Source organism: Butyrivibrio sp. NATIVEDY162 (genome assembly GCF_045999815.1).
Lineage (GTDB): Bacteria > Bacillota > Clostridia > Lachnospirales > Lachnospiraceae > Butyrivibrio.
The window spans coordinates 1,200,755-1,214,536 of sequence record NZ_CP172573.1; the positions used below are offsets into that span (position 1 = coordinate 1,200,755).

Annotated in this window: 11 protein-coding genes; all 11 read right to left on the reverse strand. The window is 38.4% G+C overall.

Annotation, left to right across the window (positions count from 1 at the left end; genetic code table 11):
- Positions 1-11: 11 nt before the first annotated feature.
- Complete coding sequence (locus ACHCNF_RS04960; protein WP_408071679.1) at positions 12-341, reverse strand: plasmid mobilization protein; 330 nt, start codon at positions 339-341, stop codon at positions 12-14.
- Between the two features lies 1 nt (position 342).
- Positions 343-702, reverse strand: coding sequence for a hypothetical protein (locus ACHCNF_RS04965; RefSeq protein WP_408071680.1), 360 nt, complete (start codon positions 700-702; stop codon positions 343-345).
- A 3-nt stretch (positions 703-705) separates the two neighbouring features.
- A complete protein-coding gene (locus tag ACHCNF_RS04970) occupies positions 706-3,168 on the reverse strand; it encodes a DNA topoisomerase (protein ID WP_408071681.1) in 2,463 nt (820 codons plus the stop codon).
- Positions 3,169-3,502: 334 nt separating this feature from the next.
- Positions 3,503-4,414: an ABC transporter permease gene (locus tag ACHCNF_RS04975; RefSeq protein ID WP_408071682.1), complete on the reverse strand. Its 912-nt coding sequence runs from the start codon at positions 4,412-4,414 to the stop codon at positions 3,503-3,505.
- Complete coding sequence (locus ACHCNF_RS04980) at positions 4,415-5,329, reverse strand: ABC transporter ATP-binding protein (RefSeq protein ID WP_408071683.1); 915 nt, start codon at positions 5,327-5,329, stop codon at positions 4,415-4,417.
- A gap of 714 nt (positions 5,330-6,043) precedes the next feature.
- Positions 6,044-7,165 carry a hypothetical protein gene (locus ACHCNF_RS04985; RefSeq protein ID WP_408071684.1) on the reverse strand — a complete coding sequence of 374 codons (1,122 nt, stop codon included), beginning with the start codon at positions 7,163-7,165 and terminating at the stop codon, positions 6,044-6,046.
- Between the two features lie 80 nt (positions 7,166-7,245).
- Positions 7,246-8,211 (reverse strand): hypothetical protein, encoded by a 966-nt coding sequence (locus ACHCNF_RS04990; protein ID WP_408071685.1) that lies wholly within the window; start codon positions 8,209-8,211, stop codon positions 7,246-7,248.
- Positions 8,212-8,315: 104 nt separating this feature from the next.
- A complete protein-coding gene (locus ACHCNF_RS04995; protein ID WP_408071686.1) occupies positions 8,316-10,910 on the reverse strand; it encodes an RNA polymerase sigma factor in 2,595 nt (864 codons plus the stop codon).
- A 120-nt stretch (positions 10,911-11,030) separates the two neighbouring features.
- Positions 11,031-11,948 (reverse strand): hypothetical protein, encoded by a 918-nt coding sequence (locus ACHCNF_RS05000; protein ID WP_408071687.1) that lies wholly within the window; start codon positions 11,946-11,948, stop codon positions 11,031-11,033.
- A gap of 346 nt (positions 11,949-12,294) precedes the next feature.
- On the reverse strand, positions 12,295-12,687 hold the full coding sequence (locus ACHCNF_RS05005; protein ID WP_408071688.1) for a hypothetical protein: 393 nt from the start codon (positions 12,685-12,687) through the stop codon (positions 12,295-12,297).
- A gap of 24 nt (positions 12,688-12,711) precedes the next feature.
- Complete coding sequence (locus ACHCNF_RS05010) at positions 12,712-13,737, reverse strand: DUF3089 domain-containing protein (protein WP_408071689.1); 1,026 nt, start codon at positions 13,735-13,737, stop codon at positions 12,712-12,714.
- Between the last annotated feature and the right edge of the window lie 45 nt (positions 13,738-13,782).

A 13,782-nucleotide genomic window follows, 5' to 3' on the forward strand; every position in this document is an offset into this window, starting at 1 on the left:
CACCTCTTTTCCTAAATCGTAGCAAGCCTCTGTAATATTTCTTTCATAAGAATCCAAAGTTCTTCCTGCTGTCTCTGAATATCTTTGATATCTTCCAGATATATGCTGCCGGTTTCATTTGCTCTTTTTGCATATTGGTTGATGTTATTGGCATTGATGCGAAGGAGGCGTGACACCTCCTTCACATCACTAAGATCCAGCTTTATAACATAACCGTCAATCGCCATTTTTCTGATATAGGCAGACATATTTCTGATACCTGCTTCTGCCATACGCTTTCTGATTTTTTCCTTATCTCCGGGCTTTATCCATACCCGGATTCTGTCAGTATACTCACGCATGTCAGAATCTCTCCATGGCATTACAGATGCAGCAAGGAGTTACAGGCTTTGGCTTTTCTACATCATAGGAAGCTTCCTGAAGTTTCTTAAGAACAGATTTTTTCTCCTGTTCCTCTTCTATAACATCAGCATTTGTCTTCTGAGCAGGTGTCTTATCTTCAGGAAGATTGTTGATGACACCATCAAAATTGTTATCATTCTGCTCAACCATGTCCTCAATGCCTCGCATGAAGTTCCTGCTGACAGATGGACCGGCACCGGGATCTTCAGTTGGACTTTCCGACAAAACTTCTTCCTCGACTTCTACTGCACCGCCGACTTCATCCCATTTCCTGATTTTATTTTTTCTCTTTTTCTCCATAGGCTATTTTCCTCCCTTCGTGAAATCCAGAGTGAACTGTGGCTGACCATTATCAGTTGTAGATAGAACCACAGTAGTGTCGTAGGTCTCACCTGTTTTTACCGATCTGCATTTTTTCAGCCTTGCCTTTCCGTCTGTAAGCAGCTGCACTGCGATCTGCTTCGTAAGCTTTTTGGAGAGAGAATCGAAGAAACGGTTATCCTTCCAAAGAGCAAATTTGCAGTCTTTGTTCTCACAGAAAAAGCCCTTGGACTTCTCCACTACATTGCTTCCACAATGAGGGCATTTACCCAAAGGCTCATATACAGGATGCATAAGTACCTCTGCATCAGGAACTATCCTGTAGGTATCAATGAGGCTCCTTACCATCTGTGAAATCTCGATCATAAAGGCATCTGCATCATAGCTGCCCTTTTCAATTTCCAAGAGCTTCTGCTCCCAGTCGGCTGTCATGGAAGCTGACTGGATGGATTCTGGAATAACTGTGATCAATGTCTCGCCCTTATGCGTAGGAACAAGATATTTTGTTTTCTTATCTCCACGCCTTTCCAGGAATCCAATGCGGACAAGCTTTTCTATAACACCGGCTCTTGTAGCAGGTGTGCCAAGTCCTTTCCTCTCAGCTTCATCTGGGATTTCATCACAGCCTGCCTTTTCCATGGCAGAAAGAAGTGTATCTTCTGTATAGGATTTTGGAGGTGTGGTCTTCCCTGGTTTCACAGAAGATTTATCAATTGCAACTGTATCGCCTGCCTTAAAATCCAGAATAATAACTCTGCTATCCTCATCCGAATCCTTATCTTTGGTATTAGCTACACTTCGCCATCCGGGATCAGCTATATATTTCCCTTTAAGCGTATAGGTTTTCCCAAGGCAACTGACTTCTGCAACAGTTTCCTTATATTTGCAGGGAGCTGATACACTCTCGACAAGCCTTGTAGCTGCAAGCTGCAATATTTTCTTTTCCCCTTCAGGAAGTGCTTCAACATCTGTCGACCTAAGTGTTTCAGTTGGGATGATTGCATGATGGTCTGTGACTTTTTTGCTATTAAGAATCTTTTTGAAATTAAGCTCATCCGTTACCTTTATGGAGAGCTTGTTTTCAATGATTTCAAGGATAGAACTCGCTGTTGTCTCCATATCATCTGTGAGGAATCTGCTGTCAGTTCTTGGATAGGTAAGTAGTTTTTTCTCATAAAGGCTCTGAGCATAATCAAGAGTCTGCTGAGCTGTGAAGCCATATCTTTTATTAGCTTCTCTCTGCAAAGAAGTCAGATCAAAAAGAGCAGGAGCGTTTTCCAACTTTTCACTTATATCTGCTTTTGTTACTACTGCCTTGCCCTCGATTCTACATTTCTCCGCAAGATCATCAGCCTCAGCTTTATCAGGGATACGTTCTCCTGTGAAGATGAGATCATTCCCTTCCAGCTGTACCTGATAAAAGTCTTCCGACTTGAATGCCCTGATCTGTGCCTCACGCTCTACAGTGAGAGCCAGTGTAGGTGTCATAACACGGCCTACATTTAAGGTCTGTCCATAAGAACAGGTGAAAAACCTTGTGGCATTGATGCCAACAATCCAGTCGGCTCGTTCTCTGCAAAGTGCTGCTTCATAAAGCCTGTCATAATCCTTCCCATCAGCCAGGTTATCAAAACCGTTTCTTATAGCCTCATCTTCCATGGATGATATCCATAATCTCTTCATTGGCTTTTTGCAGCCTGCCTTATCATAGACAAGTCTGAATATTAGCTCCCCTTCACGTCCTGCATCACAGGCATTTGTTACTACTGTGACATCATCTCTATTCATCAGATCCTTCAATATCTGGAACTGCTTTTTGGTGGAAGCTGCAACCTGATACTTGAATATATCCGGGATTATAGGAAGATCTTCCTTTTTCCATTTTTTCGAAAGAAGTTTTTTGGCAATCTTCTGGACCATCATTATGGCTCCCGGAATAAGGGGTACGCATACAAGCAAAACCCCCGCGACCTTAAAGTTTCCGGCAATACCGAACAGAACAAACAACGTAATCGGCGCCAGGAAAGCGTAGAAAAACTGCGGAACATACTGTCCGAAATAGCTCTCAAGCTGCTCCACTCCCTCTACAGATTCCTGCACAAGCTCTGCTGTGGTTGAATGCTCTCTGTAGATATTGCCAAGCCTTAATATCTTCTTGTAAATCTGCTCTCTCATGACACGCTTTACGGTCTTTGATGCAAGATAGCTCATCTCCGTTGTTTTCTTTGTCATAAAGAAACGGACGATGAGGACGCATGCAATTATCCCCAGAGACAAAAACATGCCCTTTGCGGTCATTTCGCCGCGGTAAAGCTTTCCGACTGCGCCTGCTATAATATAAATCATCAACGCATTCATCATGAGCTCAATCCACTGGCAGAAAATGTTTCCCACTATATATTTTTTGCTTTCGGGGCACATGGCCATCAGCCTTTTGTCAAACATTTAAAACCTGCCTTTCATATTACAAAGATCATATATGGCCCTATTCCAAACAACGGTAGCTTTTGCCCATCCTTGTTATAATTCTTTAACACTTTTCAAGACCCTCTTTTTACAATATCGCCCGTAGCGTCCATATATATCGTCATTATAACTCTTTTTGTTAGTCTATGCTAACTATAATTTCAAAATAATAGGGATTGCATGTACGCAATCCCCATCTGTGGCACACTCTCCGTTCATTTTATGGCAAAGATTTGAATTTATCGATTTCGTTTCGTAATTGCTGTGTTAACAATCTTTATTTAGTTCATCTTTTATTACCGACGCTCGCTTTCTACCTGTCCTTTCTCTTGGAATATGTCAGGACTACGGAGCAAAGCACCATAAATACCAAACCTACCATTACAAGAATACCAATTTCTGCCGGTTGCGATAATTCATTTTCAAATAATGTAAGTTTTGTTCCCATGGCAAGGTCCGTTGTGCTTCTGGCCTCAGAAGGAAGCCCTGTAAAGAATACATCTTCAACGTCTTTTAACATCACACTCCTAAATGCCGATGTGGCATAAATGAAAGGGAAGCACTTAATAACCTTCACAATAGTGTCATTCAAACCACCAATTGCAAGGTAGATTCCACCAAAGAATCCTGCCACAGTACCAATCACAATTCCGAATGCTCCCCAGCCGTTCTCGCTTTTATTAACTGTTGCAAGGAAAAGCAGAATTGCAGAATATACAAAGGCATTTACGAAAATAAGGGCAATCACTTTTAAATGATCTGCTGCCGAGAGGATGGCATACCCTTTGATAGCTGCAATCACGTCTGTTATGGCAAATGCAAAAACCCCCATGATTACGCTGATAAACCACGCGCAAAATACATACGAAGAAACAATGATGCTCCTTTTTATTGGCATGACCATTATTGAATTAAGCTTGTTGCTGCCACGATCCTTGATCATATTTGCATAAAATGCATGGGCCACACTGGCTGCATTGATGGCCAGGATGCCGGCTACGGTCCAGTAAAAAATAATCTCAGATACAAGCTTGTTATCCCTTGCAGCGTCTCTGCCGGGGGTGCCCTTAACTACCTGAAGTATCGCCTCATTGTTAAGATCTCCAAGGAAAAAGAGCATCAGCGCAATCACGATAAGTGTTGAAAGCACTGAGAAGAAAACCGTTGAAAAATCCCTGAAATATATGTGAATGTTTCGCTTGCTTAATGCCATAAACTGTCTCATTTAAATTTCCTCCTTGCCCATGCCTGTTACATTTAAGAAAACGTCGTCCATATTGCCCTGAATAACCTCAAATCCGTTGATCTTCTCCCGAACCATACTTAAAATATCATAAGCTTTAAGTGAATCGCTAAGAGAAAGCTTTGCTCCGTAGCCTGTTGACTTCACATCTTCTTTTTTAAGGATCTCGGCTATTGCATTCTCATTTCCCTCATCAAAATAGAGCTTAAGCTTGTCCTTTGCATATTTTTCTTTTAGTTCGAACGGTGTCCCTTCCGCAAGCTTTTTTCCGTGATCGATTATGATGATTTTGTCTGCGGACGCGGCCTCCTCCATATAGTGTGTAGTAAGAAACACTGTCATGTCTTCTGACGCTCTTAAAGTCCTGATAGTCTCCCATACATCAATCCTGGTGGCAGGATCAAGTCCGGTGGTGGGCTCATCTAAAAACAGAAGCTTTGGTGAATGCATAAGAGCAAGGGCTATCTCGCATCTGCGCTTTTGGCCACCTGAGAGCAGCCTGTATCTTTTATGAAGAATTGGTTCAAGCTTTAAAAGTGTCGTAAGGTCATCAAGCCTTGCCTTTATTTTAGCTTTATCAAGACCTCCTGCCTGAGCGCGGATCATGAGATTTTCCTTTACCGTAAGCAAGTCATCCAGCACATTTGATTGATAGACTATTCCGATGGATTTTCGAATCTCCATATCTTCCTTGCCAAGTTTGTATCCACATACATATGCTTCTCCCCCTGTAGGAGACAGCAATGTAGAAAGCATGTTTATGGTTGTTGATTTACCTGCGCCGTTTATCCCCAGGAACCCCAGGAGGGCCCCCGCCTCGGCCTTAAAAGAAATACCATCCACTGCTGTAAAGTCGCCATATCTTTTTGTCAGGTTTTTAATACTTAACGCTTCCATTTTCTATAATCTCCTTTTTCTTAGGATTATTTCCTGCTGCGCCTTTAGAATATTATTTTTAACAAGGTATGAAAACAGATTCTGCGGTAAGTTGTATTTTTTAATAGGTAAGATGCACAATATGACATAAATAAATTATTCCCTGTCCTTGGCATGACAAAAAACAAGCAGGTCATCACAGTAATATGTGGACCTGCCTGTCAAATTCATAACTATAAATCATTTATATTTGCCAAAAATGTTATAATGTTATTTAGTGAATTAATTTCGGTTTTCTTATCAAAACATACGACTCTTGTATATCAGACTCATATCACCAGCCAAATCTATAAAACTATTTAAAAAGGAGACTACATCTTATCTGGTACAAAGTCCTGGGCACTGGAGACTATGCTAATTCTGATTCTGCCTATGTAGCAGCAACTATCGAGAAGGCAAAAGAAGATAAGGATGAGGTTCCTGAGAAGCCTTCCAAACCTAATTCAAAGAGTGATACAGAAACAAACAAAATCTCCGAAATAAAGAAAGTCTCTGAAATAAGGGATGCCAACGGCCAACGTACCGGCTTTATTGTAACTAATGCGAATAGTGCAAACCCCGAAGTTCAGTATAAAGCCATCGCTTCTGTCAGAAAGTCTAAGAGAAAGGTTAAAATTACTGACACGATAAAAGATGCGGAGAGAATTTTCTCTCCGCATTAGTTTATCTTATCCTTTATTTGATTTTTGCCATCTTTGCTTTAGACCAATCTGAGTAGAATCTTGAATTATTGTTTTCAACGTAGGTTCTGATTCTGAAATAGTATCTCTTATGTCTCTTAAGTTTACTGATAGTAATTTTTCTCTTATTGTTACCTGCATCCTGTGTCTTTTCAATCTTGAAGGTTTTTGATTTTACATTCTTCTTGAAGTTTTTATCTGTAGAATACTCAATCTGGTATCCATTTACACCATCTACTGCCTTAAAAGTTACCTCTGCTTTCTTCTTTTTAGGTGACTTAACCTTGGTTACCTTTGTCTTTTCGATTGAAGCACCTTTTATTGAGAAAGAATATTTTACGTTTGAACCTACAATTTTTAGATAATATACGCCGGAATTTAAATAAACTTCACCTGTCCTATCAGCGCCAGAGATATCCAATTTTTTTTCCGTTAAGTCGTTGTTAAAAATAAGAGCTTCATAAATGCGGCTATAAGTAACCGCAGTATTACTATAGGCTGTTAAATTAAGAACATATTTGCTTTCCTTTGAAACATTAAACTTATACCAATCCTCGTTATCTGTTGAAGTAAGTGAATCTGTCACAGTAGTATTTATTTCATATCCTTTAGGGTTTTCATAACTGTCTACTGTGTTTTCTGATACTCCATATCCCTTAAATGACAATTTAAATTTGTACTTATTTTCAGCTTCCTGATCATAACCCAAATATTTACTAACTATTACATAATAAGTTCCGGCAGATAATGACCTGGTATCTGTTCCATCGACTACTGAGTCTCTGCTATAATCGCCTATCCAGTTAAATCCCTGAAAATCACTATTCAATACACTAACAGTTATTCCTCCGGAAGATTTATAAATAGTTGCATGAAGTGTTAAGTCACCATCTTCCGGTATAGTAAACTTATAATACTGGTTACCACCTTTGTACTCAGCCCACTCTGTAAATTCATAATTAGCGGGTATCTCAACAGCCTTATCTGATGATTCCCCTCCGACTATAGCCTTTGCTATAATCTTTCCCTTAGGAGCAACTGTACTGAATGCTGCAACAGACATTGAAAGTGCAAGGAGCAGCGCTCCAGCCTTCTTTAATATAACATTTTTCTTCATCTTATTTTCCCTCTTTTCCTCAAAAATTTCATACAACTTCATCATTGTAGCACAATGAAGTCGCTAGTAAAATGTGTATCTCATTGATAGTCAGCATCATTCCTACCAATTTTCTCAACTTCATCCATATTAATACCTTCAATAACAGTTATCTCGTTCATAACTTTCTGCATATATTCCTGTGCTGCTATGGTTGCTTCTTCAACATCGTTTAAAGTATTTATTGTAATAGCTCCCTGTATTCCTGTTATGTTATAGACATCACCATCCCTGTCAGGCAGCAAAACTGTGAATTCCAAACACGTATATGTTCCATGTTCCTTAAGTTCTCTTTTATCAAGATATTCAAAAACATAAGTAACACCATCCCTGGTAACTACATTTGTTAGTTCTTTTTTGTAATGTCCTTGTATTCCGTATAAAGTTAAAATCTCATCTGTTGAGAATTCCTCTAATGGTTTGTCATAATCATTAGAAATTTCATATCCCCCATCATGCCTGCAATCTATTTTTATTTCTTTTATTCCATCCATATTGGACTGCCATATTACATCTTTGTATTTTACAGATTTAAATCCTGATATTACATCCTCTCTTGATTTCCTGGAATGATATACTTCTCCTTGAGCTTCCGTGTATTCAACAAATTTATTAGGAATAGGAACAATTAATCCATATCCAATTCCATCACTCTCTCTGGATCCTATATGCATATCTGTTGTTTCCAGTAGCCATTCAGGATGAGGATCAACAGCCTGTGCTGCTTCATCCGCCTCTTTTTGGGCACGCTTTTTCATATCTGCTTCATATTCTGCCTGAATCGCATTTCGAAGCTCATACACCTCATCCTCACGTCCATCAGCTCTTGCCTCATTGATAATGGGATTATCCTCTACAAAGAAAGCACTGCTCTTTTGTGCGCATCCTGTAAGAGTGGTCATAAATAATGCTGTTGTCATCATCACCGTTATCATTTTCATTGATAATCCTTTAATGTCCTTGATAACCCACTTCCATGTTTCTTCATCAAAATATTTTTCTGCCATTTCTTTTTCCTCCATAATGATTGTTTTTTTGCTGTTCTATCTATAAGTACCAACCATTTTGGATTCGGTTTTATAATTTTGAAAAAATTTTTTTAATTTTTAAATTAATCAAGAATCTGCCATTCAACACTTTTCCCATTTTTGATATCTTCAGTAAGATCTTCTGCATTTTCTACATCATGCCTTTTACCCTCAGCATCTATAAAACTTTTATCCCATCCACTATTCTCAACACCTCCATCTCCATATATATCTATATATCCATACTCATTGAGATTAATAATGTTTCTGGTCCATGCCACATCAGAGTAAACTGTCTGCAAAGTACCATTAATATTTTTTATTATTAAATATTCTTCCCAGCTTTCCAGTGGTTCTTCAGAGGGAGTGTGTATTACAACTGCCAGTTCTTTATCGCCATCATTACCACAATCTATATAAGCATATTCTATCTTTTCAAGAGATACTCTATCCGTCATCCAATCTTCTTTATAGAATGCAATTAACGTATCTACAATTTCTTCAAGAGTATAATCCTGCTTTGTAAAATTCTTAAAAGAAAAATAATAACCAAGGTCATTTTCTGTGTTAATGTGTACGCTTTCTTCATTATGAAGGAATTTTTCATACAAAGTTGTATCCATTTCCGTATTGCTACCAAATGCTTTAATATCAGTAATTATGAGTCCACCAAAAATATCAGGATTACCACCCTTAACTGCCTTAGCAGTAAATGGATAAGATTCAGCTGGTTCGCTCTCTATGCTTATTTTGTATGTACCATTCAATGTGTAGGTTCCGTCACTATTATTTACTACTTCCAGACTCCCATAATTAAAGTCTATCAACTCCATGTCTCCGGTGAAGTGGAGATCATCGTAATCCGAATCCGGTGTTACTCCGTCATCATTAAAATCATAATCACTGGGTATAGTAACTCCGAAAGCTTTCCATATATCTGTAATAAGTCCTTTCGTAAGTTTATCTGTTTTACTCCAGGGGAAAGCCTTCTCTTTGTCTGAAGTACGAATATGCATAGCAAGTGCATATAAACGGGCACATCTCACATAATCATTATAAACTAATAGTTTGTTATAATCAAAATAAGCAATAGCATCTACTATCTGTATTTTCTCATCATCAGTTAGATTTATATCCGCATAATCGTCCTCTTCATTATTTTTCTGAGACAAATCATCACCTTCATCATTCTCAAATTCCATAATTATAAAACCATATGTAAAATCTGTATAATATACACTATCCTGTTTATTCGGGTCATTTTTCTTATATAAGTGTGGTGAAATTTCATGCATCTCATCTTCATACACAAGTTTGCCTGGCATTCTCCCTTTAAATACTAAAGTTTTATTTTTTATAGCTTCTAAGTCACATTCACAATCCCCCTCCACACCAGGACTTGCTTCATATATTTCCACTTCCTCCCCATCTAAACTAAATCTGATAGGTTCTGAAAATCTTATTCCATATGCAGGATATCCAAAGACTTGTCCCTCCTTTGAATAGTCCTTCCTATACTCTGCTAATTCATCAGCATACTTTGGATCTTCTTCAACTTTAAATATAGTTCCATGCACTGTTATAATATCTTCCGGCGTATAAACCTTTTCTTGTTCATCTGAATAGTCTTCCACAATTTCATTGTTTGTTTCTTCAACAGAAATCTCATCAGCAATTACATTTTTTCCATCAACTTCTGCACTAGTATCCTCTGCATTTTCCACAATCTCAGAATTATTATTCACGGCTACATATGTTGCTACAGCACCGCCTCCTGCTCCGATAAGTACTGCGCCTGCAATTATGAGAGCCTTTATTCCCATTGAAAGTCCGGTACCTTTAGCTACTGCTGCCCCGGTTGCAATGGCTGCTCCACCTACTCCTGATGCAGCACCAACGGTTGTAGCAGCAATTGTTCCTGTTGTTGCCAGCTTCGCTGAAATACCTGCTCCAGCATTTCCAACAGTAATAGCTGTAGATGCAAGTCCAACCTCTGCGCAGCTTCCTGCATAGATGCCTCCTGCTGCCTTTGCTGAAAGCTTTGTATTTTCAGACATAAGCTTTATAGCATACCATATTGTAGGAAGGGCAACAGCATGAAGTCTGATACCATCTCTCTTTTCTGTTCCTTCTACCTTTTCCTTCAGGAATTTTCGTGCATAGTTCAGGCGGCTCTTTACAGTTCCCTCTGAGCAGTTTTGCATCTGTGCTATTTCGCCAACTGAAAATCCATCGAAATAGTATGCGATAACCGCTGCCTTCTGAACCTCAGGAAGCTCATCTATAAACTCCTGTATAATACGGCTTGTTTCCTTCTGATCTGTTGACAGCTCAGGAAGAGATGCAAGGTCATTACTTTCTAAAGTCTCGAAAATATCCTTCCCTTCCTCGTCTACGTTAGGCAGTACATCTTTTTTCTTTCTAAATAGTTTCATTCCCTGGTTATGGCAGATTCCGTCCAACCATCCAAAAAGAGACTCAGCATTCTGAAGGCTCTTTATGTTTTTGTAGGCTTCAATGTATACAATCTGCGTAAGATCCTGCGCGTCAGTTTCATCCTTCATGTATGCCTTAGCACGAAAATACACATGATTGTAGGTTGCAGAGTAAACTGCATTAAAACCTTCTTCCTTTCCCATGGCCATATCGTTTATGGCACTTATCAATTTTTCATCCATTATCAATATCTCCCATTGTTAGTATTTGTAGTTGTCGAAACTGCTTTCCTCCTTTCCTTGGTTCTACTTATTAGTACCTGGAAAAAAGAAAATGGTTTTAAATGCCTAAAGTTTTTTACATCATTTACCAATCAGTGTATTTGTAAATAATTCCACATAATCCTTCGGATCCTGTACGCAGCTCCTTGAATCAAGTGAAATATGACAGCTTGACTTATTATCATAATCAAATATTTGATATTCATATAAATAACGTTTTGTTCCTTCCACACAGTTCAGCTGTTTAGCCATGTCTTCAGTAGCAGTAATATGAGCCCCGGAGACTTTATATAGTTTATTTCCATTCATAAAAAGCTCTTCGTCATGATAAGTTATTCCTGTTAAACTATCGGTATATTCCTTTTTTAGCTTTTTTTCTAGATTTTCGTATCTTTCCTGAATAGTTTTCTCTTCTATATCATCTCTGAGTTTTGCTTCAACGACCAGATCATAATATACGCGAAATAAGTAATTATTATCATTTTCATACGACGCTATCCATTTATATGATATTGTGTTTTCCGTTTCTTCCGGTAAAATAAAAGGTGTTCCTTCAGGAATAACAACATTAAAATCCAATCCGCTAATTCCTGAAAGCTCAGCAATGTTTATTGTTGAGAGCTTATTAAAATCAACTTCCATTTTTACAAATTCCCTGACATCCGGCATTCCTGCTATCGTCTTTACCTCATCCTTTGTTATTGCTTTTTCTTTTATCTTATTTAAATCATTACTGTCTAATACTTTATTTGAATAGGCTGTTACAACCGGCTCCACTTTTTTATCTGTCGCAAATTCAATTTCATTTTTTTCAGCAAGCTCGGAATTTAAATCAATAGAATTATTTATATCATTCTCATCTGCTTCAGCTACGATTTCCGCATCATTAGTGTGATTACTATTTAGCTTCGCAGACATTGCTGCAAAACCGATGCCTGTTCCAACAAGTACCGCACCTACAAGTATAAGTGCCTCTATTACTATCTTCTTTTCATTCATTGTTAATTTCCTCCCATGTTTATTAGTAGTTATTAAAACACATTTCCTTGATTCTACTTATAAGTACCCGGAAAGTTGAAAATGGTTTTATATTTTTTAAAAAATTTTTCTGTTAGTAGTTTTCAGCCTAAAATCAGGGATTTCTATAAAATAAACCCCTTAGGTGACATTATTATTCACCTAAGGGGCTTTTACCTGCTGGGGTTAACCCCTGTATTAAATTACTTTTTGATGACCTTTATAAGTTTTTTCTTAGTGCTGCCTTTTACGCCTTTAACCTTGATGACAGCGTCTTTGTTAATTTTCTTGAAAGCTCCTTTACCTATTTTCAGGGATTTGTTTGCTTTTATGGTGACCTTTTTGAGTTTCTTACAACCCCTGAAGGCATGTTTTTTGATGTGTTATCATCTGAGTTCTCTGCAGGCCTTACAATCGTTATCACATCAGAATTAGCATATTTATTCAAATCGCATGATGATGTTTTTAAAGTGACACTTTCTACATAATCTGAAAAAGTGTATTCATGTTCTGTTTTAGCCATACTACAATTGCAATAAGTTATTGAACGTTGGCCATATCCATATCTGAGAGTATGACCATATCCATCATCGGTCCAACTTATTTTCCATAATTTCTTTCCATTATTTTCATACCATTTTGCTGTTATTCCCGTTGGCTGTGGCATTCTCTCATTTAAATTTATCTCGTAGCTTGCTATTCCATAATTGGATTTTTTCAAACAATAATCAATAGTTAATCCTGTTTATTTTTTATTTTGCAAAAAGCTCTCCGTCCTCTTTTGCACATTATCCTGAAGGTTTACAAAAAACAGGAAATTATCATACAGATGAAGACTTCCTGTAGGGAAAATAGCCAGCCCTGCCGGATATTTGTTTGTATCAATTCCCGTTACAATAAGTGTTCCTCTGTTAGGATCAATGTATGCACCATATTTTCCTGCTTCTACAGAAGTTATTGCACCTGTTTTGCTATCCTGAGTGACAGAACCCTTATTAAGGCTCTTGTCAGCCTTTGTACTATCCGTCTTCCAGTTAAGAGGATTTATGGAAAGTGCCTTAGTCCCTGCAGGTGTGATTATTGAATCTGTAACAGTACCGTCCTCGCAATCAAAGCTGATCACAACACCTGTATCAGTCTCATTTTTCGCGGGGACAATCTGAGGATATTTTGCCACCATTTCCTCTGTCATATCCCAGCCTATAGCATAAACAGCAATGAGATTTTCGCGAAGCGATACGGCCCTGTCACTGTCTCCGCCATAGTACTCTTCAAGAATCCTGTAGCACATATCAGCTCCCTGGGAAAAGCCTGCCAGCATCAGAGGCCTTCCATTATTTTTGTGCTCCAGATAATATTTAAATGCAGCTGAAACATCAATGTACGCATTCTGCATTGCTTTTTCCCTTGCCTCTGCATCGCTGAAGGAATATACATTAAGAGCCGCCTGTCTGTAATAAGGTGCATAAATTCTGGCTGTTTTAGCATATATAGCCTGCTGCTGGTTCATCGCATATCTGAAAGCTTTTTTGTAGCCGTCAGTCATAGCAGAATTCACTTCACTTTTCGTATCCACCGATGGGGCCACTATGAAAACATCTACGCCATTTTCAGGATAAGCCCCATCATATAGCCAGTTTGCAGACAAGGAATAGTCCAATGCACTGGTAAAGGGAAGCACATTTACTGCTTCTACCCTTAAAGCGCTCTGAAAAAACATCATTACCATAAGAGTAAGTGATAACAAAACTGCATTTGTTCTCTTGTTCATATGTCCCTCCTATTGTGACACAGAAAAATCCAGATGATGCTTCCA